Source organism: Micromonospora rhizosphaerae, from assembly GCF_900091465.1.
In the GTDB taxonomy this organism is placed as follows: Bacteria; Actinomycetota; Actinomycetes; order Mycobacteriales; family Micromonosporaceae; genus Micromonospora; species Micromonospora rhizosphaerae.
In genome coordinates this window covers 2,576,403-2,600,125 of record NZ_FMHV01000002.1, presented here as the reverse complement: position 1 = coordinate 2,600,125, position 23,723 = coordinate 2,576,403, and the positions used below count along the sequence as shown (strand labels likewise).

Below are 23,723 nucleotides of genomic sequence, written 5' to 3'. Positions count from 1 at the left end.
GGAGGAGGAGCCGACGTGCTCGGTCACTTGCCGGGCCCCGGAACGGTTCAACGGATCCACTGTGAAATGCAGCACGCTTTCGCCTTCAACCTTGACAGAGAACGGGCCGTACTACCCCGTGAACTGCCAAGCATGAGGAGGGCACGTGGCACAGATGAAGCGGACCGTCATCGCCGCGAGCGCGATGGTTGCACTAACGGCCTGCGCTCCCGCGGGTTACGACGGGGCGAACTCGAGCGCGGCCGAGCCGGTCGCCGTCGCCGCGGCCGAACCCACCGCGACGGCCGAACCGGAAGCCACCGCGAGCGCGGAGGCCACCGACGACCAGGCGCCGCCGGCCGACGTCCGGCTCACCGAACGGCTGATCGGCAAGAAGGTCGCCCGGATGGGCAACGTGGTGACCGACCAGGACGGCTGGATCCTCTACCGCTTCGACAAGGACTCGGCGGACCCGCCGTCGTCCAACTGCGTGGACAAGTGCGCCAAGGTCTGGCCGCCCGCGCTGACCGACGGCAACCCGGAGCTTCAGGGCGTCTCCGACGACAAGGTCGGCACGGTCACCCGGCAGGACGGCACCCGGCAGATCACCATCGGCGGCTGGCCGGTCTACCGGTACATCGGCGACAAGAAGCCCGGCCAGTGGAAGGGCCAGGGTGTCGGCGGCACCTGGTTCGTGGTCGACCGGAACGGCAAGAAGAACCTGACCTGCCTGCCCACCGGCACCCCGAAGCCGGTCGCCCCGCCGTCGTCGGGCGACTCGGGCAGTTCCGACGGCGGCAGCTCGGGTTACTCGTACTGAACCGCGCCACACCTGGACACGGTGGCCGGTCGCAGCCGGGGAGGGCGCGGCCGGTCACCGTCGTGCAGGGGACGCGTACCGGCAGCGCTTCGCGTCCCGGCTGCGGCGCCGGCCCGCTCGAGGCCGGCGTTGCGGGGCCGCGTTGGGGCCGGCCTCAGCTCTTCTCCCAGGGGCTCGGCACGGGGAAGTAGGTGTCCAGGAAGGGCGTGAGGATCGACAGCTGGGCGGCCATGTCCTCCTCCGTGGAGAAGGCGTCGTTGAGGCAGAAGACGTGCCGGTCCCGTCGCGCGAGCAGGTGCGCGAGGCGCGCGGGCGTGTCGGGATGGGACAGCTCGGCGATGGTGTATTCCAGCTCCCCCGGCACCGCGCGACCGGTGTGGAAAGCGTAGTAGTGGTGCAGCGACGAGGCGATCGAGATGTCGGCCATGCTGCGCAAGCGGTTGCCGGCGGTGCCCCGGTGCTGGGCCGGGAACGTCTCCTCGATCTCGTACAGCACGCTGCGCCGCAGCACGTGCGGCATGTGCTTCATCTTCTGCGTCAGCACCGTGCCGAAGCGCTCCGCGATCAGCCGTCGGTTGTTCTTGCCGGCGGCTGAGGCCGGGATGTCGTCCGCCGACGGCGGCCCTGGTGGCACCAGCGCCGGCGAGGGGAAGAACTTCGTGATGCCGTTGGCCAGGAAGAAGTCCTTCGGGGTGACCTCGCAGCCGAGGAAGACGTCGTCGTTGAAGTAGAGGAAGTGCTCGGACAACTCCTCGATGTGGTGCAGCTGGCTCTCGATGGCGTGCGAGTTGAACGTCGGCAGCATGGACGGATCGCGGAAGATCTCCCGGTGGCTGACCACTCGCAGGCCCGGGGCCGAACGGTCCAACCAGGGCGGCACCTGGTCGTCGGTGACCAGGTAGACGGTACGCACCCAGGGGGCGTAGGTGTGCAGCGAGCGCAGTGAGTAGCGCAGCTCGTCCCGGCTGAGGAACCGCGCGGCGCTCGCCGACTCAGCGTGATACGGCGTACCGGCCACCTCGGCGCGCCGGCGCAGCCACTCCGGATCGGTGCCGTCCACCCAGGTGTAGACGACGTCGACCGGGAACGTCACGTCCCCGGGGAGCCGGATCGCGAACTCCGGACGGGTCCGGACCGTCACCGCCGGAGTGGTCGGCCCCAGCACGGTGAACAGGTCGGCGGGCGCGTGGACCACGGCACCCACCACCGGCACCGATTCCGTCACCAGGTTCCGGCGGGGGGCGACCAGCCGGTCCTCCCGCCGGGTCCAGAGCTCCACGTCGCAGCCGTACGGCACACCGAGCACCAGCCGGTGCCGGGGGTCGGTCCAGTACCAGGTCATCCGGAGCACGTTGGCGTCGCGCAGCCGTCGCCACGCGTGCGGCTCGAAGCCCGGCGCGGACGACCGCGGCTGATCGCCGGTCACCTCGGAGACGTACCCGGGCAGTCGGCGGCAGGCCTCGGCCAGCGCCGCGTACACCCGGTCGCGGTCGGCGGCGTCGACGGCGACCACCGCGTTGCGGTCGGAGCGGCCGCGTACGCAGAAGTGCTCCACCCCGGCCTCGGCGAGCGCCGCCGTGACCGCGGCGAGGTTGGCGGCCCGGGCCGACCAGGGCGACACCTCCGGGCGGACCAGAGCGACCCGGGCCCGCCGATCCACCGTGACGAGCACGCGGTCGCCGCCGGCCAGGAGCTCCGGCTGGCGGCGGGCCAGCCGCTCCCCCCGCCGCACGGACGGCTGCTGGTCGCCGGTCACCTGGGCCACCCACTGCTTGACCTGGTGACGGGTCTGCGGGCTCAACCGCTTGGCGATGGCCCGGCGGGCCTGCGGGCTGAGCACCCGACGGTAGGTGTCGACGAACCTCGTCGGCTCGGCGACGGCCCGGGGGGTGTCCGACCGCCCTTGCCTCGGCTCGCTCACCGCGGTCCTCTCCTTCGGGTCAGGGCTACGGCCGGTCGATGACGACGATCGACAGCTCACTGTCGATCGTGTAGTAGGGGCGCACCCGCAGCGTCGGCGCCGGGTCCTCCTCGACCAGGTCCAGTTCCACCTCCTGGGCCAGATGGATCTCCGGATAGTTGTAGGTGCGCTTCTTGTCGACCACGTCGTCGACGAACCGCCCCAGCCGGACCTCGTCGAGGCCGCCGGGCTGCCGGAGAAAGATGTCCCAGTCCTCGTAGCGGCCCAGCCGGAGGTCGGTCAGCGGCGCCAGGGGCACCAGCATGGTCATCGTCCCGTCGGTCGCCGACGCGGTCGACACGGCGAGCGACTCCGGTCGGTCGCCCCGGCGACGGAGCACCGCGCCGTCCGGGATGCCCGGTCCGTGCCACGTGAACGCGATCGTGACGTCCTCGCCGTCGAGCGCGATCCGGCGAACCTCGGCGTGGGCGGCGCGCACCCAGCTGCGCACCGCGAGGAAGCCGTCGGCGGTGCGGTAGGGCACGTGCGCCCGCACCCCCGACAGCCCCCCGGCGGGTCCGTCGTCCGGCCCGCCGGCGAGGAACCGGCTGTCGAGCCGCTGCGGGCGCACCCGGCGCCGGACTCCCTGCCCGTCCATCAGATAGACATTCCACCGACCCTCGGGCAGGGCGGCCGCGGCCAGCGTGCCGACGTGCCGGAGGCCGTCGACCGCCGGGGCGAGGGCCACCTGGACGACCTCGCGGGTGTCGCGGTTGCGCAGCACGACCGACGCCTCGCCAGCGCAGGTCGCCGCGTCGACGGACCACTGCAGTCCGAAGTCGGGCAGCACCAGGCAGTCCACGATCGGACCGTCGGTCGGGGCCGAGACTCGCCGCCGGATCGCCTGCTGCAGCCGCGTGCTGGTGCCCCGCACCCGCCGGACCCGCGCCAGCCGCACGAGCGCCCCCATGCTCGCCCGTCGAGCGAGGTCGTTCCCCGCGATCCCGCGCAGCACCGGATCGGCCAGCGTCCGGACCAGGTCCGGCTCCCGGAGCAGCTCGCCGCCCCGGGCGAGGACCGACCGGGTCAACCCGCTCCTCGGCACCCGGCGCCCGGCCCGCGGGCGCCGGGGCGGCTCCGCGCGCCGGACGGTCAGCACCTCTTCGCAGTCGCGAGCGAACTGGGCGGCCAGGTGGGCCGGATCGAAGCGAGCGGAGTTGGCCAGAGCCACCTTGCCCATCCGGGCACGCACCTCGTCGTCCCGCATCAGCGTCAGCAGCGCGCCGGTGTACGCGTCGAGGTCGTCGCTCGGGACCAGCAGACCGTCCTCACCGTCGTCGATGATCTCGCGCGGACCCACCGGGCAGTCGGTGCTGACCACCGGCAGGCCGAGCCGCATGGCCTCGACGATCGTCATGCCGAACGACTCGCGCTCCGAGGAGACGGCGGCGATGGCCCCCTTCACCCACTCCGTCGACATGTCATCGCGGCGGCCCATCAGCTGGACCTGGTCATAGACGCCCAGCTCCCGGATCAGCGCGGCGAGCGCCTGCCGCTGCTCGCCGTCGCCGTAGATCCGCAGGGTCCAACCGGGACAGTCCACCGCCGCCCGGGCGAAGGCGGTGATCAGTCGGTCGTACCGCTTGATCGGGTCGAGCCGCCCGGCCGCCACCACGATCCTGCTCCGCCCGTCGGCGGGCGGGACGCCGGGTGGTGGCGAACTGTTGGGCAGCACCTCGATCCGGGTGCCCGGCACCGGGTTGCCGGCGCGGAAGGCGGCCGCGTCCGCGCTCGTGACGGTGTACGCCAGGTCGATGCGCGGGTAGTACCGGCGGATCTCGGCCTTCACCGCGTCGTCGATCAGGTCCTGCGTCATGTGCTCCTGCGCGACGCGCACGGCATGCTCCGGGGCATGCCGGGCCACGGCGAGGTTGAGCCCCGGCCGGGTGCCCACGACGACATCCGCGTCGGTGGACCGGAGGTAGCGGACGATCCGCTCATCCGTCAGCCGGCTGTAGTGCAGGTGGAACTCCTCGGTCTCGGGGATCAGTGTCGAGGGTTCCCGGTGCCGCGGATTGGACCGGTCCGGCCGCCGTGGCCTGGTGTCGACCAGTGGTACGACGGTGATCCGCTCGTCGACGTCGAACATGGTCCGATCGAGCCGGCGGAACACCGACGCGACCTCGACCTGGTGTCCGCCCTCCAGCAGCGCGGTGGCCAGGTTCAGCACCGCCCGATTGGTGCCACCCACGCCGTAGAAGTTGTGGATGAGGAAGGAGTACTTCACCGCTGGCCTGCCGACTCGTACGGGCTGGGCACCGGGAAGTACGCCTCCAGGAACGGTTCCAGGATGGCCATCTGCTGCTGGAGCTGGGCGTACGTCGAGAACGCGTCGTTGATGCAGAAGGTGTCCCAGTCCCGACGCGCCTCGGCCCGCTTCAGTCGGGCGGCCAGATCCGGCACCGCCAGCTGGACATAGCCGTAGTTGACGTGGCCGGGCAGCGCCCGCCCGGTCAGGAAGGAGTAGTAGTGGTGCAGGGAGTAGGTGATGGTGAGATCGGTGGCACTGCGGAACCTGCTCCGCACCGTGCGGGCGTGCTCCGCCGGGAACTCGCGCTCGATCTCCGCCAGGATGCTCCGCCGCAGCGGGTACGGCACGTGCTGGCTGCCCTGGGTCAGGGTCCGGCCGAACCGTTCCTCGATCAGCCGCCGGTTGTTCTTGATCATCGCGTCGACCGGGCTGTCGAGACTGGTGATCGGGCCGATCGGGATCCGGTTCTGGGACAGGAAGAACTTGGTGTTGCCGTTGGCGAGGAAGAAGGTCTGGGGCGCCAGCGGCCGGCCGAAGAACATGTCGTCGTTCAGGTAGAGGAAGTGCTCGGCGAGGCCGTCGATGTTGTGCAGCTGGCTCTCGATCGCGCACGAGTTGAACGTCGGCAGCGCGCTCCGGTCGGGGAAGATGTCCTCGTGGTTGACCAGGAAGATGTTGCCGGCGCTCAGGTCGAGCCAGGCCGGCCGCTGCCGGTCGGTCACGATGTAGATGTTGCGTACCCAGGGCGCGTTGAGGTGCAGTGACCGCAGCGAGTACTTCAGCTCGTCCCGGTTGATGTACCGCGACTCGCTGGCGGCCTCGGCGTGGAACGCCTCGCCCTTGACCTCGGCCCGGCGGCGCTGCCACTCCGGGTCCGCGCCGTCCACCCAGGTGTAGACGACGTCGATCGGGAAGTCGATGTCGTCCGGGAGCGAGTGATCGAACTCCGGCCGGGTGCGGAAGCGCGGGCCCGGCTTGGTGGCCGCGGCGAGCCGGGTGAACCGGTGCTCGCCGACCTCCACCGGCACGCCGGCCATCGACACCGCCGGCATCATCCGGTTGCGGCGCGGCGCGCGCAGCACGTCGGCCTTCCGGTCCGGCCGCCAGAACTCGATCTCGCACCCGTACGCGGCGCCGAGGACCAGCTTCTCGGTCGGGTCGATCCGGAACCAGGTCATCTTGAGCGCCCGCGCCCGGTGCAGGTCGACCCAGGCGGCCGGATCGGCGGCGTCCCGCAGCGCGCTGACGATCGGCGGTTTCGGCAGCACCTGGCTCACGTAGCAGGGGCCGGCCGCGCCGAGCTTCTCCAGGGCGCCGAGGGCGGCGACCCGGTCCTCCTCGTTGACGCCGATCACCGGCGTCCGGTCGTCCATGCCCCGGACGAGGAAGTGGTCCACGCCGTGCGCCTCGAGCGCGCCGGCCACCGCGGCGACGTTGAGCTGACGGCCCCGCAGCGGGCTGAGGTCGGCGTGCATGTGGGCGCGGCGGCGTCCCCCGTCGACCAGCACCTCGCGGATGTCGTCCGGCTCACCGGCCGGCGTGGCCGGCGCCGGCCACCCGGCCGGCGCGGAGACCGCCGGGGTCGGGAGCGTCTGCGGACCGGGGAGGGCGTCGTTCACGGAACTTCCTTCATCGAGCTGACCGACGACGTCGAGGGCGTCACCGGCAGGGTGAGCAACCCGCCGCCGGCGGAGACCGCCAGCACGACGGGCCGCCCGGAGGAGTCGACCGACACCGCGTGACTGCCGGCGACCGGGGTGGCCTCCCGCAGCCAGGTGCCGCGGGCCCGGCCGTCGGGCCCCACCCGGAGCACGCTCGTCGCCGAGGCATCGTCCCGGACGGCGACCAGCACTTCGCGCCTGTCCGGGACGAACCGGGCGGCGATCGGACCGGGCCCGCCATGACCGCCGAGGTCGACGAGACTGGACGGGTCCCAGACCTGGCCGTCGCCGCGGGTGCGGAAGGACACGACCGACGCCGAGTCCCGGCACCGGCAGAACATCATCCGGCTGCCGTCGGGCAACCGCACCACGGTGGGCGGCCCCGCGGGCGCCTCGGTGCGCACCACCGAGAACTTGGCGGTGAGCTCCCCCGCCGTGGAGACCAGCCAGCGGGCGATGCCGTTGCGGCCCGCGGCGAGCACCTCGACCGACCCGTCGTCCAGGGCGACCGCGGTCAGGCCCTCCTGGGTGTCCCCACCGCCGAGGTCCCGCCAGGGCGTCCAGGTGGCGCCGTCGTGCAGCCGACCGCTCAGCCCCTTGCCGGCGTTTCTGGTGAGGACGAGCAGTCGGCCACCGGGGAGCGAAACGGCCTGCGGCATGCCGATGTTGCGCCGCTTCGCGGGCCCGCTCTGCGCGTTGGGGTTGCCCAGCGACTCCCACCGCACGTCCCGGTAGTCGCCGGAGGCCGGCAGGAGGATCGTCCACAGGTCGCGGACGTGCTGGGCCGGGTCGGCGGTCAGCCCCTGCCGCACGGCGAACAGGCGCCAGCCGCCGTCCGCGGTCGGCACGGCGTCCACGTGCGGCAGCAGCTTGCGCCCCGGCACCCGCCGACTCCCGGCGAACTCGCCGGGGCGATCCTCCCGCCAGTGCACGACCTGTCCGCCCCGGACCGCGAAGGCGGAGAGCCGGCCGTCGGCCCCGGGACCGGCCCAGGATCGCGAGCCGGGATAGCGCAGCGTGGTGCCGGAGGCGTTGCCGCCGGCGATCAGGTCGCCGCCGACCTTCCGGTCGCCCAGGCCGGCGGGATCGCCGCTCGGGCGGCGGTCGGCCCACCCGTACACGTCCTTGTACCGCTGCTTCCGGGCGCGCGCCTCCGGGCTGAGATTGGACGGCCAGCGCCGGACGTAGTAGCCGCGGAACGCCTCGACCGACGTGCGGCGACCGCCCCCCTCCGCGAACCACCGGGCGGCGGCCTCGTGGGCGAAGAGGCCGGTGATCGTGTGGAAGATGTGGTCCGAGTAGTCCCCGGTGTCCGCGTACCGCGGGTTGGCCCGGTCGTGCACCTGCAGGTCGGGATCCGGGTCCATCGTCCACAGCAGGGTGGGCTCGAAGCGCCGCATCAGCTCCACGAGGGACTCGACCAGGCTGTCCCGGGAATAGCTGTGGGTCCCCGTGACCGGGGACCCGAGCGGAACCATCGTCGGCGTCGAGGTGGCCTCGCCCGTCCAGAGCCGGGTCAGCGGACCGGAGCCGGGAGCCGCGTCCGGCGGGGGCGCGCACCAGAGATTGAGCGCGACCAGCCGGACGTGCGGCGCGTCGACCAGAACCGACACGTCGGCCTCGGCCCCGCCGGCCAGGGTGGTCACCTCGCGGCGCCACTTGGCGTCCCGGTCACCCAGCACCATGTCGGCGTACGCGCAGCGCAGCCCGTTGAACCGGGCAGCCGCGAAGGCCTCGAAGTCGACCGGCGCGGCGGCGTGTTCCCTGGTGCCGCCCGGCGCGTTGCGGCCGTCGCCCTCGCCCGCGGTCAGGCAGACGGTCAGGTGTTCCTCGCTGCTGTGCAGCTGGCTCACCAGCAGCGGGTTGAGGAAGTAGAGGTCGTCGTCCTGGTGCGCCATGACGGCCATCGACCGCGGCCGCCCGACGGGCGCGAACGGCGTCCGGGCACCGCGCGGCAACCGGGCGGCCCGACGGGCGAGCGCGAGCACCGGCTCGACCCACTCCAGGTGATCAGGCATCTCGCGCCTCTCCTAACGCGGTGGAAGGTCCGGCTCCGGGTGGCGCGGCCTTGTCGTGGTCGACGGCGCGGGCGGCAGCGATGCGGACCGAGGGCAAGGTGGGCGCGTCCAGCCGGGGGCTGACCCGCACTCTAGCCGCGGTCGCCGCGTCCACCTGCCTGCCGACCCGGAGCGAGGGAGTCGTCGCCGCGTCCACCTGCCTGCCGTGCCGGTCGCCGCTTCGGGCCTGCCGCCACAGGGCGGTCGCCCCCAGCTTCCGGCGCTCGGCGACCACGTGGTCGGGCAGCTCGAACGGTGCGGGGAAGGGCAGGTATCGGGGCAGGAAGTCGGCCAGCATGCTCTCCTGCTCCGTGAAGACCTCCGGGTCGGAGTCGGTGTCGTTGAGGCAGAAGACGTCGCGGTGCCGGCGGGCCAGGAGTTCGGCGAGGCGGGCGGGCGTCGAGGGGTGGCCGAGGTCGGCGTACTCGTACTCGATGTCGCCCGGCACAGCCTGACCGGTCAGGTAGGCCCAGTACTGGTACAGCGACGACGGGATGGAGAGGTCGCCGTGGTGCCGGAACTGGTGCCGCGCCGTCGCCATCACGTCCGACTGCAGCACCTGCTCGATCTGGTACATGATGCTGCGCCGCAGCGCGAACGGGGTGTGCTTCATCTTCTGCGTGATGGTGACGCCGAACTGCCGCTGGATGTGCCAGCGGTTGTTCTTCCCGGCAGCGTTCACCGGCGGGTCGCTCGGCTTCGCCTCCCCGAGGCCGAACTGGGCCGGGGAGAGGAAGAACTTCGCGATCCCATTGGCGTGGAAGAAGTGGGTGGGCAGCAGCGGTCGGCCCAGGAAGACGTCGTCATTGAAGTAGAGGAAGTGCTCCGCGAGGCCCTCGATCCGGTGCAGCCGGGACTCGATCGCGTGCGAGTTGAACGACGACCGCCCGCCGAGGTCGGCGAAGAGTTCGGCGTGGGTCACGACGGTGACCATCGGGTGATTGGGGTCGAGCCAACTGGGCAGCTGACTGTCGGTGACCAGGAAGATCCGGCGCAGCCAGGGCGCGAAGCTGTGCAGCGAGCGCATCGCGTACCGCAGTTCGTCGCGGTTGTGGTAGCGGGAGGTGTTCGCCGCGACGGCGTGCAGCAGGCCGCCGGGGGTGCCGAGCGCGGCCTCCTTCCGGCGCAGCCACTCCGGATCCGAGCCGTCCACCCAGGTGAAGACGGCGTCGATCGGGAAGCCCACCCGGTCGGGGGCGCGCACGGTGAGGTCTCGGCGGGTGCGGTAGGTGCGGTCGTCCGCCTCCGGGACGAAGTGGCTGATCAGCGCGGCCGCCACCCGGACCGGCTCCGCCCAGGCCGGCGCCTCGTCGACCACCGCGTTGTGCCGGGGCGCGCGAACGACGTCGCCCACCCGCGTCCAGAACTCGATCTCGCAGGCGAACTGGACGCCCAGGACCACGCCCGCCCGGACGTCGGTCACCGGGAACCACACCTGGATCACCTCGGTGGGCGTCAGGTCGGGCTGGTTCCGCCCGGGCCGTACCTCGACCACGCGGACATGCGCGCCGGACAGCGCCGGGGCGGAGCGGACCAGCCGGAGCACCTCGGCCCGCCGGTCCTCGAGCACCGCCACCGAGCTGCGCAGGTAGTCGTCGTTGCGCAGGCAGTGGTGGTCGATCCCGGCCGCCGCCAGGGCGGTGGTCACTGCGGTGAGGTTGCGGTGCCACATCTGCAGCGGCGTTGCGGCGGCGACCACCTCGGCCTCGGTCCGCGCGCCGCCGTCGCTGACGGTCACCCGCGAACCGATCACACGCACGGTGTCGCCGCCGCTCGGCCGGGTGAGGGTGCGCACCAGGCTGAGCCGGCGGTGCTGGGGCAGCACCGCGATCAGTCGGCGCCGCATCCCCTGCGGCAGGGTGCGGTAGAGCTTGAGCGCGATCATGGTAGCGGCCCGTCAGAGCTGACGACCGCGGCTGTCCCCGCCATCGGTCAGGGCCGGCGGGGCGATGCCGGCAGAGCCGGGTCCGGTACGTCGTGACACGCTGAACGAGCACGCATCGCTGATCGCCCTTCTGACTTGCTTCCCCGTTGGCCGCCCCCGGAGATCCCTTCCACCGGGCCGCGGCGCTGCGCGCCGGTAGGAGAGGACCGCCAACACGGGGAGCGGCACGCGAGACATTAACAGCGGATTCGAAGCAGGTACATCAGCCGTTCACCTCGTAGCGAACGACCTATTGGCCGTTAAGGGGCTTTGCGCGCAGCACACATGTTTCACGTCCGACAAGTAGGTCCTTCCGGAGGAGCGGCGACTGCCGATTCGGCTGACCGCCACCCATCCGCGCGTCGCAGTTCCCCAGCCGGCCGAGGCGCCCCCGGCCCCCAGGCCCGCTGCCAGGCCCAGGCCGAGTGGCAGAGTGTCGGGGTGACCCCATCCGGACCCGCCGCCAGCCGGACCCTGCACCCGCCGGCCGACTACCGACTGGCCGCCTCGGTCCGGGCACTCACCTTCAGCCCGTACGACCCGTGCGCCCGGCTCGCCGCGGGCACGTTCTGGTGGGCCACCCGCACCCCGGCCGGGCCGGCCACCCTCGCCCTCCGCCCGGCGGGTGGTGAGCTGGTCGCCGAGGGCTACGGCCCCGGGGCCGACTGGGTGGTGGAGCGGGCGGACGCGGTGGCCGGCCTGCGCGACGACCTGACCGGGTTCGCCGACCTCGCCACCGCGCACCCGGTGGTGGCCCGGCTGGCCGCCCAGCACCGCGGGCTGCGGATGCCGGCCACCGGGCAGATCTTCCCTCGGCTGCTCCGGGCGGTCTTCGAGCAGAAGGTCACCGGCAAGGAGGCCTACCGGGCGTACGCGGCGACGGTCAGACACTTCCGGGAGCCGGCGCCGGGGCCGTTGCCGCCGCTGCTGCTGCCGCCCGAGCCGGCCGCGGTGGCCGTCACGCCGTACTGGGTCTTCCACCCGTTCGGCGTGGAGCAGCGGCGGGCCGAGACGCTGCGCCGCGCGGCCGCCGCCGCGGACCGGCTGGAACGCTGCGTGGACGCCGCCGAGGCCACCCGCCGGCTGACCGCCATCGCCGGCATCGGCCCGTGGACCGCCGCCGAGGTGGTGCGGATCGCGTACGGCGACCCGGACGCGGTCAGCGTCGGCGACTACCACATCCCGAACACGGTGGCTTGGGCGCTGGCCGGTGAGCCGCGCGGCGACGACGCCCGGATGCTGGCGCTGCTGGAGCCGTTCCGGGGCCACCGTGGCCGGGTCTGCGTCCTGCTGGAGGCGGCCGGCATCCAGGCGCCGAGGTACGGCCCACGCGCCCCCATCCGTTCCTTCGCCCGCTTCTGACCGTCCGCCGTCCGGCCGGTCAGCCGGGGGCGCAGAGGCGGCGCAGGGTGCGGCCGAGCCACCACGCGTACCCGTGCTGGAAGGCCCGGACGAGCGGCCCGGCGGCGCGGACGAACCAGCGATCCGGCCGGCTGAAGGCCAGCACCTCGAACCAGACCGCGCCGGAGTCGTCCCGGGTGACCAGGAAGGCCTCCTCGCCCCGCTCCGGGTGCCCGGGCAGGGTGCCGTAGCCGAACCCGGCCCGGTCCGGCCCGTCCTCCGCCCAGACCACCTCGGTGGGAGCCCAGAGCCGCAGCGGGCCGACGCCGAGGCCCGGCGTGACCCGCACACCCGCCTCGGCGCGGGGCGCGTCCGTCCGCATCCGCACGCCTGCGGCGCGGTGCATCCGCCAGCTCAGCACCGCGTCCCCGGCCGCGGGGAGACAGCCGTCCGGGAGCCGCACCCGATGCCGCAGGTGGTGGTAGCCCGCCGGCAGTCGGCCGGCGCGGGTCGCCCCGGCCTCGGGGTACGTCAGCTCGGGCACGTCAGCCCCGTTCACACCGACGTTTGAGCCCGTCGGCCTCCATGCCGATGTAGCGCCGGACCAGATCGCCGTAGAGCCAGCCCAGCAGGGGCCCCAGCGGACCCGAGAGATCGAGGGCCAGCTCCACCCGGACGCCGCCGTCGGGCAGCGGCACGATCCAGTGCTCACCCGTGCTGCGGACCCCTGGGCTGCGGGACACCCAGACGAAGCCCCGCCCGGCCTCCAGCTCGGTGACCCGCCAGACGGTCGGGCGCAGCCGGGGCTGCTCCAACCGGGCGGTCGACCCCACGGCGAGCGGGCCCGGCTCAAGCCGCTGCGCCCGGCGCACCGAGGGCGTCCACTCCGGCCAGCGGTCGATGTCGCTCTGCACCGCCCAGACCAGGTCCGGATCGGCGGCGATCTCCGTCGTCTTTTCGAACCGCATGAAGCCCCCTCAGCCTGGCGACGGGTTCAGGCTACGCCGGGGATCGGCGGCGGGTGATCCCCGGCCGGGCCGGGTTTCAGGCGGCCTCGTGCAGGTCGGCCAGGCCGAGCGGGCTGCGGCTGCGCAGCAGTTCCTCCAGCTCGGCCACCGAGGAGACCTCCCCGATGACGTTGTTGCCGCCGCCGAACTCCGGCCGGTAGCGGTGCACCAGACGGTAGCGGTACCGACCGCGGATCAGCTCCACGCTGACCCGCCAGCGCCCGCAGCAGCCACAGACCCACTCCCGCACCCGGCGAAAGTAGCTCTGACCTGCGGTTTCATCATCCGCCCGAGGGGGACGAACGGGGCCGAGGCGGGACACGCCGCCCGGCACCGCCGGTGATCCGCCTCACGACTGTCGGTGCCGTCTGATTGACTGGTCGCCGTGGACCTGCCGATCAACCCGCCGGTCGAGCCGATGCTGGCCAAGAGCGTGCCCCAGCTCCCCACCGCCGCCGGCATGACGTACGAGCCGAAGTGGGACGGCTTCCGCTGCATCATCTTCCGCGACGGTGACGAGGTCGAGCTGGCCAGCCGGGGCGGCAAGATGATGACCCGCTACTTCCCCGAGGTGGTCGAGCAGGCGCGCAGCCAGTTGCCGTCCCGGTGCGCGGTCGACGGCGAGCTGATCGTGATCCGCCGCGACGGCCCGGGCGGCCAGCCCCGGCTCGACTTCGAGCTGCTCGCCCAGCGGATCCACCCGGCCGCCTCCCGGATCAAGCTGCTCGCCGAGACCACCCCGGCCGACTTCGTCGCCTTCGACCTGCTCGCCATCGACGACGAGGCGCTGCTGGACCAGCCCTACCCGCAGCGCCGGGCCCGCCTGGAGGAGGCGCTGGCCAAGGTCCGCCCGCCGGTGCACGTCACCCAGATCACCACGGATCCGCAGACCGCCCGCCGCTGGTTCGAGGTCTTCGAAGGCGCCGGGCTGGACGGCCTGATCGTCAAGCCGGCCGACCTGCCGTACGAGCCGGGCAAGCGGCTGATGTTCAAGGTCAAGCACGCCCGCACCGCCGACGTGGTGGTGGCCGGCTTCCGCTGGCACAAGTCCGGCCCGGTGGTCGGCTCGCTGCTGCTCGGCCTCTACGACGACGCCGGGGTGCTGCACCACATCGGCGTCAGCTCGTCGTTCACCGCGGCCCGCCGCAAGGAGCTGCTGGCGGAGCTGGCGCCGTACCGCGACGTCGGCGGCGACCACCCGTGGGTGCACGGCGACCACGAGCGCGGCCAGCGCATCCCCGGCGGGGTGAGCCGGTGGACCGGCACGAAGAACCTCGAGTGGGAGCCGCTGCGCCCGGAGCTGGTGGCCGAGGTCGGCTACGACGCGATGGAGGGCGACCGGCTCCGGCACACCGCCCAGTTCGTCCGCTGGCGTCCGGACCGCGATCCCCGCTCCTGCCGCTACGACCAGCTCGACCGCCCGATCCGCTTCGACGTGGACCAGGTGCTGCGCGGGGATCCGGCGGCGGCCGCCGGCAGCGCACCGGGCCCGGCGTAGCCTGGCCGTCGACCCGATCACGGAAGGCTCGCACGTGACCCGCTTCTCCGACCGGATCCGCCGGGCCCGGCTCACCCTGGCCGGGTTCGCCGCGGCGGTGGTGGTCACCGCCGGCTGCACGCTGCCGGCGTTCGCGCCGCGGACGGAGGGCGAGGCAGCCGCCCCGGGCACCACGCCGAGCTGGCATGACTGTCCGGAGGTCCCCAACGAGCTGGTCGGCCGGGGCGCGCCGGGCATGCGCTACGAGTGCGCCCGGATCGCCGTACCGCGCAACAGGGGCACCGCGACCGGCGCCACCGCCGGGCCGGGCGCCGGGGAGAGGTTCGAGATCGCGCTGATCCGGGCCCGCTCGAACAAGCAGCACGACCGGATCGGCTCGCTGGTGATCAACCCCGGCGGGCCGGGCGCCTCCGGTGTGGACACCGCCGTCTACCTCTCCTTCGGGCCGGCGTTCGGCGGGTTGCCGGCCAAGGTGACCGACCGCTTCGACATCGTCGGCTTCGACCCGCGCGGGGTGTCCCGATCCAGCCCGGTCAAGTGCATCTCCGACGCCGACCTGGACGCCAGCTTCGGCTACGACCCCGACCCGGAGAGCCAGGCATCCTTCGACGAGTTCGTCGCGCTCAACCGGCGGATCGGGCAGAGCTGCGGCCACCGGTACGGCAACCAGTTGCCGCTCTACGCCACCGAACAGGCGGCCCGGGACATGGACGCGGTCCGGGCGGCGGTCGGCGACGAGAAACTCACCTACCTGGGCTACTCCTACGGCACCCTGCTCGGCGCGACCTACGCTCAGCTCTACCCCCAGCGGGTGCGGGCCCTGGTGCTCGACGGCGCGGTCGACCCGCAGCAGAAGCTGATCGCCGGCTCGGAGAGCCAGGCCAAGGGCTTCGAGCGGGCATTCGACAACTTCAACCGGTGGTGCGCGGCCAACGCGGGCCGCTGCCCCATCGCGCCCGACGCCCGGGGCGCGGTCACCTCGGCCATCGACAAGGCGAGGGTCTCCCCGGTACGCGGCACGGGCGGGCGGGAGGCCACCTCGGGCTGGGTCTTCTACGCGGTCATCTCCTCGCTCTATACGGAGTCGGGGTGGCAGGAGCTGGCCCGGGCGATCGACCGGTTGCAGGGCGGCGACCCGACGGACGTGTTCAAGCTCGCCGACGCGTACGCGGGCCGCGAGGACGACGGGACATACTCCAACCTCTTCGACGCCAACCTCGCGGTCAACTGCGCGGACGAGACCGAGAAGCCGACCAGGGAGCGGATCCGTCAGCTCCAGTCCCAGTGGCGGGAGAAGTACCCGCTGTTCGGCCCGGCCTTGGCGGTCGGCATGCTGGGCTGCGTGGAGTGGCCCGGTCAGCGGGACCCGTACCCGACGGGCAAGGCGGTGGGTGCGCCGCCGGTCGTGGTGGTGGGCACCACGGGCGACCCGGCCACGCCGTACGAGCAGACCGCGGCGCTGGCCTCGATGCTCGGCGTCGGGCGGGTGTTGACCTGGGAGGGCGAGGGGCACACCGCCTACCCGCAGACCGCCTGCATCAGCGCCGCCGTCGACGCTTACCTGATCTCGCTGACCGTTCCCAGAGAGGGGCTGCGCTGCCCGGCCCGCTGACCGGCTCGCGCGGCTCCGGCTCGGGTACGGCGACGCCCTGCCCCCGGCAGATCCAGCGGAAGGCCAGCAGCAGGCGTTCCATGCGCACATGCTGCCCGCTGCGGCCAACCGACGCCCGTACATCAGCGTAAGTCGTTTTGTGTCAAGCTTCTGGTCGGTGCCTCGGCCGTCGTCTGTCCCTGCATAGCGGTGATGGGGTTGGTCCCCAGCAACGTGTAATCGGGTTGATGGGACGACGGGCCGGGGCTGCCCATGATGTGCGTCGAGATCAGGTTGTGTCTCAATGCCGCGTAGGGCTCGCCCCGACCGTCGGCTTGAACGCCGCACGGCAGAGTCAGGCGGCCAGAGCCAGCTGCCGGCGGCCGTTTGCACCGTGAGTTGCGATGTGGGGATCCCAGGCCTGGCCGGTGGTGATCACGGCGTGCAACTGGCGCAGGATCGCCGCGGCGATCACGGTCTGGGCTTGGGTTGCGGTGAGCCTGTTGGTCTCCCGCGTCGTCAGATGGTGGTAGCGGGCCGCGTAAACGGCGTTGCCGCGCTGGGCGCCCCAGACCGCCCGCCAGGCGGCCAGACGCAGCGCGGGCCGGCCCTGGCCGGTGAGTTTGGTGCGACCAACGAACGTGCCCGACAGCTTCTCCCGCGGCGCGAGGCCGGCGTGCTTGACCAGGGCACGGGCGGTGGCGAACCGGTTCGGGTCACCGGTCTCGGCGAGGATCGCCGCGGCGCCGACGGCCGATAGGCCGGGGATGGAGGTGACCAGTTCGGTCAGCTTGAGCTCGTCGAGGACGTCGGTCATCCGGGTCTCGGTGTCGGCGAGCTTGTCGGCGGCGGCCTGCCAGTCCTGCAGCAGGAACGCGACCCGCTCCAGCGCGCCGGGCCGGTGGGCGGTCACCCCGGTGGGGTCGGTCAACGCGGTGAACAGGTGCCGCAGGATGCGCAGCGAGGGCTTGCACCCACCCCGGCGGGTGATCTCACGGCGCACCGCCTGCTCGAACCGGGCCGCGCCGAGGCGTCGGGTGCGGGCGAGGTCACCGCCGTCACGATCGCAGATCACCGTCATCGCCGCCGCCCAGGTGCGGGAGCGGAACGGCTGCTTGGCGGTATCGAGCGCGGCGGGCCAGACGCACTCCAGCAGCGCGCGGATCTGCTGGATTTGGCTGACCATCTCGATGACGAGCTGTTCGCGGCGGGCGCCCAGATGCCGCAGCCGGCCCCAGGTCTCATCGACCGGCTCGGGTACGTAGCAGCGCAGCTGCGCGGTCAGCCGGGCGATCAGCACCGCATCCTTCTCATCGGTCTTGTCCGAGGTCAGGTCCTCACTGCGCCGCGCCCACGACGTCAGCATCGGCTGCACGCACACGAACGGCATCGCCCGGTCCGCGGCCAGCTGCCCGAGCACCCGCCACCGGTGCCCGGTCGGCTCGCACGCCACCGTCACCCCCGCCCAGCCTTTCACCGCGGCCCGCTCAGCGGCCCAGTCCAACGCCGCACCCAGATCCCACGCCCGACACCTGAACGTCTTGCGCGCCAACACCTTCGAGTCATGATCGGTAACCACGACCATCTGCTTCTTATCTGCCAGATCAATGCCGACGATCGCGTTCGTGGCCGGGACCAGCACCCGCAACCGAGCAAGCCGCGCGTTGCGGTTGCGGTCACCCCGGGACACGCCGCTACCGTTACCCATGAACGTCCTCCTCCTGCGATGGGACACCAAGCCCGACAAGCGCATCAGGGGGACGTTCCTACGTCCTGCATCGACACGCAGAACGTCTTTCTATCGCCGGGGGTCGCTGTGTCAGGCTGCCGGCATGAGCGACGTGACCTTCCGGGAAGCCGTCCGGGCGGATCTGCCCGCCGTCATCGCCCTGCTCGCCGACGACGTGCTGGGCAAGGCCCGCGACTTCACCGAGGTCGACGACGCGTACGAGAAGGCGTTCGCGGACATCACCGCCGACCCGCGCAACCACCTGATCGTCGCCGAGCAGGGCGGCGAGCTGGTCGGCTGCATGCAGCTCACCTACATCCCGGGCCTGGGCCGGCACGGCGCGGAGCGTTCGCTGATCGAGTCGGTCCGGGTCCGCTCGGACCTGCGCGGCCGGGGGCTCGGGCGGGAGATGATGACCTGGGCCATCGACCAGGCCCGGCAGCGGGGCTGCGCGCTGGTACAGCTCACCACCGACAAGACCCGCGCCGACGCGCACCGCTTCTACCGCAACCTCGGCTTCGTGGCCAGCCACGAGGGGATGAAGCTCGCGTTCTGACGCCGGCGCCGGAGGGCAACTCGACTGCCTCTCCCCCCGCTGGCCGCCGGGCGTCGGCCGAGCCGCTCTTCGGACCGACCGACGCGGACGGGCCGGATCGCTGCCCCGGGTCCCGGGACCGTTCGGGGCCCACCCTCCCCCGCATCGGGGAGCCGATTCCCCACCCCGGCGGGATGGTCGCCGCCTCTGCCCGGATCAGGCTGGACGGGCAGCCGACAGAACGGGGAGCCACCATGCCCACCAGCACCGCGCCGACCAGCCGCACAGTCCACCCGCGGGACGGGCGACCCGCCCCGGCCTGGGCGATCCGCGCCGCCCGGCTGATCCCGCTGGTCACCCTGCCGTCCGGGCTGTGGCGGATCGCCCTGGTCGCCGGGGTGCCGCTGGGCGCGTTCGAGCACGGAGAGCCGGTCCGCACGCACGGCTGGCAGAGTGTCTACATCGTCTCGCTGAGCCTGGTCGCCGAGGCGCTCGCGCTGCTCGCGCTCGGCCTCGTCCAGCCGTGGGGCGAGGTCTTCCCCCACTGGCTGCCGGTCGTCGGTGGCCGCCGCGTGCCGCCGCTGTTCGCCGAGATCGCCGCCACCGCCGGCGGCGTCGCGGTCACCCTGATCTGGGGGTACGCCGCCTGGGGCATCATCGTCCAGGGCAACGTCATGGGCTTCTCCCCGGCCGGCTTCGCGCTGCTGGTCGCCTGCTACGCCCCGCTGCTGCTCTGGGGCCCGTTGCTGCTCTCGGTCACCGCCGCCTACCACCGCCGCCGCTGCCGCGACTGACGCCCGACCGCAACTGCCGCCCTGTCCGCCCGCACAGCTCAGGGTCGATCATGAAGTTGTTGTCGGCCGGCGCGGCGCGTCGAGACAACAACTTCATGATCAACGCAGCTGTGGGCTGCGCGGGGTCAGTCGTCGACCAGGCGGCCGTCGCGCAGGGTCAGGGTGCGGTCGGCCAGCTCGATCAGGGCCGGGTCGTGGGTGGCCACCAGCGCCGTCATGCCGCGCGCGTGGACCACCGCGCGGAGCAGGTCCATGATGGATCGCCCGGTCTCGGAGTCGAGCTGGCCGGTCGGCTCGTCGGCGATCAGCAGGTCCGGCTCGTTCGCCAGCGCCCGGGCCACCGCGACCCGCTGCTGCTGCCCGCCGGAGAGCTCGTACGGGCGCTGCGCGGCGTGCCCGCCCAGCCCGACCAGCTCCAGCAGCACTGCCACCCGCTGCTCCCGCTCGGCCGCCGGCACCCGGGCGAGCCGCAGCGGCACCCCGACGTTCTCGGCCGCGGAGAGGATCGGGACGAGGCCGAAGGTCTGGAAGACGAAACCGACCGTGCCCCGGCGCATCTCCAGCAGCTCCCGCTCGCCGGCGCCGGTCACGTCGCGCCCGGCCACCCGCACCCGGCCCGAGTCCGGCCGGTCCAGCCCGCCGACCAGGTTGAGCAGGGTGGTCTTGCCGGCGCCCGAACGGCCGCGCACCGCCACCAGCTCGCCGCGGCCGGCGGAGAAGGAGACGTCCCGGACCGCGTGCACGGCGTGCTCGCCCCGCCCGAAGGTCCGGCTCACCCCCTCGACCCGGACCACCTCCTCGGTGGTGACCGCGGCGACGGACCCCCGGTACAACTGCTCGCTCATGCGTCACTCCGTTCGGCGCGGTTCCGGTCGCCGGGGCGCACCTCGACGTGGTCGGGTTCCAGGTTGAGTCGGACCCGGTCGCGCAGGGACAGGGCGTCGACGAAGGACGCCGGCAGCTGCATCCGGCCGGTCCGGTCGAGCACCGCGTACTCCTCGCTGACCAGCTCGGTGCTGCCGTCGGCGGCGACCCGCGCGGTGCGGCGTACCTCGGAGGCGGTCCGGCCGTCGCGGATCGCGACGGTCCGGCGGACCTGGGTCGCGACGGCGTGGTCGTGGGTGACCACCACGATGGTGACGCCCAGCTCCGCGTTGATGGTGCGCAGCGCGGCGAAGACCTCCGCGCCGGTCGCCTCGTCCAGCTCGCCGGTGGGCTCGTCGGCGAAGAGCACCTCGGGGTCGTTGGCCACCGCCACCGCCACCGCGCAGCGCTGCTGCTCGCCGCCGCTCATCTGGCCGGGCCGCCGGTCGGCGCAGTACCCGACGCCGACCAGGTCCAGCAGCTCCCGGGCCCGTTGCCGACGGGTTCGGCGACCGCCGCCGCGGCCCGCCAGGTGCATCGGCAGCTCGACGTTCTCCAGCGCGGTCAGGTAGGGCAGCAGGTTGCGGCCGGTCTGCTGCCAGACGAAGCCGACCATCTCCCGTCGGTAGCTCAGCCGCCGCCGCGCGGAGAGGTTGAGCAGGTCGTACTCCGCGACCCGGGCGATGCCGGCGGTCGGGGTGTCGAGCCCGGAGAGGATGTTCAGCAGGGTGGACTTGCCGGACCCGGAGGCGCCGACGATCGCCACCAGCTCGCCCCGGTCGATGACCAGGTCGAGCCCCTGCAGGGCGACCACCTCCACCCCCTCGGTCTTGAAGATGCGGACCAGTCCGTCGCAGACGATGTGTCCGCGCAGCCGGTCCTGGCCGCCGGCCCGCTCGGCCGCGCGCCGCGCGGCGCGCTCCTGCAGCGTGGCCAGGTCCGGCACGGCGGACACCTCGGCGGTGGCTGTCATCTCAGCTCTCCTCTCCGAGCCGGAGCACCTCGCCGAGGCGCATCCGGCGGTTGTTCAGGGCCTCGACGGCGACCGCGAAGCCGAGGGCGACCGCCCCGAGCGCGACGATCCCGGCGACCAGGCGGGGCTCGAACGGCACCCGGACGGGGGCGCCGTTGGTGAAGGCCGACAGGCCGAGCACCGGGGTGAGCAGCAGCGGCAGCAGCGCCCCGACCAGCGCGCCGGTGAGCACCGACACGCCGACCAGCGGGCCCAGCTCCACCAGCAGCAGTCCCCGCCACTGCCGGCGGGACAGGCCGAGGGTGCGCAGCCGGGACAGCACCTGACCGCGGGCCCGGGCGCCGGCCAGCACCACGAACGCGATGGCCAGCAGACCCAGCGCCGTCCCGGCAGCGGCGCCGGCGACGAAGCCGAAGACCAGAACTCCGTTCGCCCTGCCCTCGCCCAACTGCCGGCGGATCTCCGCCCAGGTGCGGACCTCCACCTCGAGCGGTCGCTCCCGCCCGGTGACCGTCCCGCCCTGCTGGAAGCGGGACTGGCCCTCGTTACCCACCCGGCGCAACTCCTCGACGTCGAGATCGTCGCCGGCCACCAGGAAGCCGGTCGGCAGGGCGGCGTACTCCCGCCGGGGCAGGGACTGCCAGGGCAGGATGACGAATCGGCTGTTGTCCGCCCGGAGCATCGGGAAGCTCTCCGCCCGCCCGGCCACCCGGAACTCGTACCGCTGGCCCTGCACGGCGACGAAGGCGGACCGGTCCAGGCCGGCGGCGGCCAGCTCGGCGGCGACGGCCGGGGAGACCACCGCGGGCAGCGGGCCGGGCTGCGCGCCCCGGGTGAGCAGCGCCGAGGGCACGCTCACGCGGACGCCGGTCTCCCGGACCATGCTGGCCAGGGCCGGCCCGTCGACCAGCACCACGCTGACCGTACCGAGTCGGGGGTCGGTGCCGATCGCGTCCTTCGTGATGCGCTGGCCCGCCTCGTTCAGCACCGGGGAGGCCGCCCGCACCCCGGGCAGCCGTTCCAGCTCGGCACCGGTCTCCGGGGCGAGCCGCTCCCCCTGGATCAACGCGTCGGCGGGCACCTGCCGGCTGGCCGCGCCGTCCCGGCTCGCCTCGATGCCGCCGGCGACGACCGCGCAGAACGCCGCGGTCGCGACGGCCAGCACGACGACCACCAGGGGGGTGGTGACCACGGCACGGCCGGCCCGGGCGGTGCCCAGGAAGGCGACACTGCCCCGGGTCCGGGCGGCGAGCCGGCTGAGCAGCCGCAGCGGCCACGGGTAGAGCCGTACGGCCAGCACCGCCGCGGCGACGGCGAGCAGCATCGGGACCGAGACCAGCAGCGGATCGACCTCACCGAGGATGAGACCGCGGCGCCGCAGCAGCACGACCGCGAGCACGGCGAGCAGCAACAGGCTCGCCTCCACGGTGATCCGACGCGCGGAGGGTCGCAGCTTGATCAGGTCGCGGCGGACGGCGACACCGGTCGGCGCGACCAGCGTCGCCACCGGCAGCGCCAGCGTGACAAGGATTGCCGCGACCGCGGCGAACGCCGCGGTGTCGCCGGGCGACCCGGGCGCCAGGTTTCCGAGCAGCCACCCGAACGCAGCGGCGGGCAGCACCACCAGGAACGACTCGGCCAGGCTGCGGCGGGCTCCGATGGTGGCCGTGCCGCCCCGGGCCCTCAGCAGGGTGAACTCGGTACGGCGCCGCCGGACGGTCAGGCCGGCGGCCAGCACCACCAGCCCGGCCAGGGCCGCCAGCACCCCGGTGGCGATCACCACGAGGACCGTGCGGGCGGCGGCCAGCTCGGCCTTGAACTCCCGCAGCGGGATGTCGAGGCCCTGGACGAAGATGCGGCCCTGCGCCTGCCGGCCCATCAGCTGGATGCTGTCGATGAGTCGGTCCAGGGCGGCAATTTCGATGCTGTCGGCGCCGAGCCGGTAGCGCCAACTGAATCGCAGACCCCAGCCGTCGGCGGAGAGGCGGTCCAGCGCCGCGCCGTCGACGACGCCGAGGGCGACGAACGGCTGGCCGTCCCCCTGCGGCTCGATCACCCGCAGGATCTGGGGCAGGCCCTGCCAGATGCCGTCCGCGCGCTGGCGAGGCTCGAAGACGCCCACCACGGAGATCCGGACGGGATCCGGGGCGCCCTCCGGGGTCGCCGCCTGAGGCGCGGCGAGGGTCAGCTGGCTGCCGGCCCGCAGGTTCAGCTTTCGGGCAACGTCAGCGGCCAGCGCCACCTGCACCGGCTGATCGGCCAGCGCCCCCTGGTCCGGCCAGCGCCCCTCGGTCAGCGTGCCGGCCTCCGCGATTCCCGGCATGCTCCGCAGGCCGAGGTCGACCAGGAGGTTCTTCGCCGCCAGGTCCCGGCCCCTGACCCGCCCGGGCTCGGTCTCCGCGGTGAACCACCGCTGGTCGACCATCCGGCGCACGTCCGGCGGCATCCCGGCCTGCAGCCGTTCCAGATCAGCCTCGTACGCCGTCAGCAACGAGGTGCCGTTGCCGGCGTTGAACAGCGGCTCGGTCGAGTACGTCACGTCCCGCCGCTCGGCCGGCTGACTGGCCAGGAACGTCCGCAGGCCCTGCTCGGCACGCCAGTTCACCAGCCGCGGGACGCCGCTGATCAACAGCGTGACGACCATCGTCAGCGCCGCGAGCAGCAGGAACTGTCCGCCGTACACCCGGATCCGGCGGGCGACCGCGCCGATGCTCACTTCGCCGCCTCCGCGCTCCTGGT

The 23,723-nt window shown here is 73.1% G+C and carries 18 protein-coding genes; 6 read left to right on the top strand and 12 right to left on the bottom strand.

Annotated features, from left to right (window positions below; all coding sequences use genetic code 11):
• Positions 1–145 precede the first annotated feature (145 nt).
• Positions 146–799 (top strand): hypothetical protein, encoded by a 654-nt coding sequence (locus GA0070624_RS12515; protein ID WP_091340629.1) that lies wholly within the window; start codon positions 146–148, stop codon positions 797–799.
• 154 nt (positions 800–953) lie between these two features.
• Here GA0070624_RS12515 and GA0070624_RS12510 read toward each other — a convergent pair whose 3' ends face one another.
• The 5 genes from GA0070624_RS12510 to GA0070624_RS12490 are packed head-to-tail and all read right to left on the bottom strand — an operon-like array spanning position 954 to position 10,613.
• Positions 954–2,720 (bottom strand): stealth family protein, encoded by a 1,767-nt coding sequence (locus GA0070624_RS12510; RefSeq protein WP_091340624.1) that lies wholly within the window; start codon positions 2,718–2,720, stop codon positions 954–956.
• A gap of 25 nt (positions 2,721–2,745) precedes the next feature.
• The gene (locus GA0070624_RS12505) at positions 2,746–4,986 is read right to left on the bottom strand and encodes a glycosyltransferase family 4 protein (RefSeq protein WP_091340621.1); all 2,241 of its coding nucleotides are present in this window, start codon (positions 4,984–4,986) and stop codon (positions 2,746–2,748) included.
• Positions 4,983–6,629: a stealth family protein gene (locus GA0070624_RS12500; RefSeq protein ID WP_218105144.1), complete on the bottom strand. Its 1,647-nt coding sequence runs from the start codon at positions 6,627–6,629 to the stop codon at positions 4,983–4,985. The genes GA0070624_RS12505 and GA0070624_RS12500 overlap by 4 nt, the downstream gene beginning before the upstream one ends.
• Entirely contained in the window at positions 6,626–8,689 is a 2,064-nt protein-coding gene (locus tag GA0070624_RS12495; protein ID WP_091340619.1) for a PIG-L family deacetylase, read from the bottom strand. Before GA0070624_RS12495 ends, GA0070624_RS12500 begins: the two co-directional genes overlap by 4 nt.
• Entirely contained in the window at positions 8,682–10,613 is a 1,932-nt protein-coding gene (locus GA0070624_RS12490) for a stealth family protein (RefSeq protein ID WP_091340616.1), read from the bottom strand. Before GA0070624_RS12490 ends, GA0070624_RS12495 begins: the two co-directional genes overlap by 8 nt.
• A gap of 480 nt (positions 10,614–11,093) precedes the next feature.
• On the opposite strand from GA0070624_RS12490, the gene GA0070624_RS12485 reads away from it, so the two are divergent.
• Positions 11,094–12,014, top strand: coding sequence for a DNA-3-methyladenine glycosylase family protein (locus GA0070624_RS12485; RefSeq protein ID WP_091340613.1), 921 nt, complete (start codon positions 11,094–11,096; stop codon positions 12,012–12,014).
• Between the two features lie 19 nt (positions 12,015–12,033).
• Here the strand turns inward: GA0070624_RS12485 and GA0070624_RS12480 are convergent, their stop codons facing one another.
• From GA0070624_RS12480 to GA0070624_RS12470, 3 genes are all read right to left on the bottom strand, one after another.
• Entirely contained in the window at positions 12,034–12,537 is a 504-nt protein-coding gene (locus GA0070624_RS12480) for a DUF1990 domain-containing protein (RefSeq protein WP_091348718.1), read from the bottom strand.
• A gap of 1 nt (position 12,538) precedes the next feature.
• The gene (locus GA0070624_RS12475) at positions 12,539–12,961 is read right to left on the bottom strand and encodes an SRPBCC family protein (protein ID WP_091340611.1); all 423 of its coding nucleotides are present in this window, start codon (positions 12,959–12,961) and stop codon (positions 12,539–12,541) included.
• A gap of 76 nt (positions 12,962–13,037) precedes the next feature.
• Positions 13,038–13,250 (bottom strand): hypothetical protein, encoded by a 213-nt coding sequence (locus GA0070624_RS12470; RefSeq protein WP_091340608.1) that lies wholly within the window; start codon positions 13,248–13,250, stop codon positions 13,038–13,040.
• Positions 13,251–13,385: 135 nt separating this feature from the next.
• On the opposite strand from GA0070624_RS12470, the gene GA0070624_RS12465 reads away from it, so the two are divergent.
• The gene (locus GA0070624_RS12465; RefSeq protein WP_091340606.1) at positions 13,386–14,498 is read left to right on the top strand and encodes an ATP-dependent DNA ligase; all 1,113 of its coding nucleotides are present in this window, start codon (positions 13,386–13,388) and stop codon (positions 14,496–14,498) included.
• 55 nt (positions 14,499–14,553) lie between these two features.
• Complete coding sequence (locus tag GA0070624_RS12460; RefSeq protein ID WP_245719144.1) at positions 14,554–16,110, top strand: alpha/beta hydrolase; 1,557 nt, start codon at positions 14,554–14,556, stop codon at positions 16,108–16,110.
• Positions 16,111–16,444: 334 nt separating this feature from the next.
• On the opposite strand, the gene GA0070624_RS12455 is transcribed toward GA0070624_RS12460, so the two are convergent.
• Positions 16,445–17,797 carry an IS110 family RNA-guided transposase gene (locus tag GA0070624_RS12455; protein WP_176731612.1) on the bottom strand — a complete coding sequence of 451 codons (1,353 nt, stop codon included), beginning with the start codon at positions 17,795–17,797 and terminating at the stop codon, positions 16,445–16,447.
• A 124-nt stretch (positions 17,798–17,921) separates the two neighbouring features.
• On the opposite strand from GA0070624_RS12455, the gene GA0070624_RS12450 reads away from it, so the two are divergent.
• Both GA0070624_RS12450 and GA0070624_RS12445 read left to right on the top strand, forming a co-directional pair.
• Entirely contained in the window at positions 17,922–18,374 is a 453-nt protein-coding gene (locus tag GA0070624_RS12450) for a GNAT family N-acetyltransferase (RefSeq protein ID WP_091340600.1), read from the top strand.
• Positions 18,375–18,607: 233 nt separating this feature from the next.
• Positions 18,608–19,147 carry a hypothetical protein gene (locus tag GA0070624_RS12445; RefSeq protein WP_091348715.1) on the top strand — a complete coding sequence of 180 codons (540 nt, stop codon included), beginning with the start codon at positions 18,608–18,610 and terminating at the stop codon, positions 19,145–19,147.
• Positions 19,148–19,272: 125 nt separating this feature from the next.
• Here the strand turns inward: GA0070624_RS12445 and GA0070624_RS12440 are convergent, their stop codons facing one another.
• From GA0070624_RS12440 to GA0070624_RS12430, 3 genes are read right to left on the bottom strand one after another with little or no spacing between them, the layout of a single operon-like run.
• Positions 19,273–19,992 (bottom strand): ABC transporter ATP-binding protein, encoded by a 720-nt coding sequence (locus tag GA0070624_RS12440; protein ID WP_091340597.1) that lies wholly within the window; start codon positions 19,990–19,992, stop codon positions 19,273–19,275.
• Positions 19,989–20,984, bottom strand: a complete 996-nt coding sequence (locus GA0070624_RS12435) for an ABC transporter ATP-binding protein (RefSeq protein WP_091340594.1) — start codon at positions 20,982–20,984, stop codon at positions 19,989–19,991. Before GA0070624_RS12435 ends, GA0070624_RS12440 begins: the two co-directional genes overlap by 4 nt.
• 1 nt (position 20,985) lies before the next feature.
• A complete protein-coding gene (locus GA0070624_RS12430) occupies positions 20,986–23,700 on the bottom strand; it encodes an FtsX-like permease family protein (RefSeq protein ID WP_091348712.1) in 2,715 nt (904 codons plus the stop codon).
• Between the last annotated feature and the right edge of the window lie 23 nt (positions 23,701–23,723).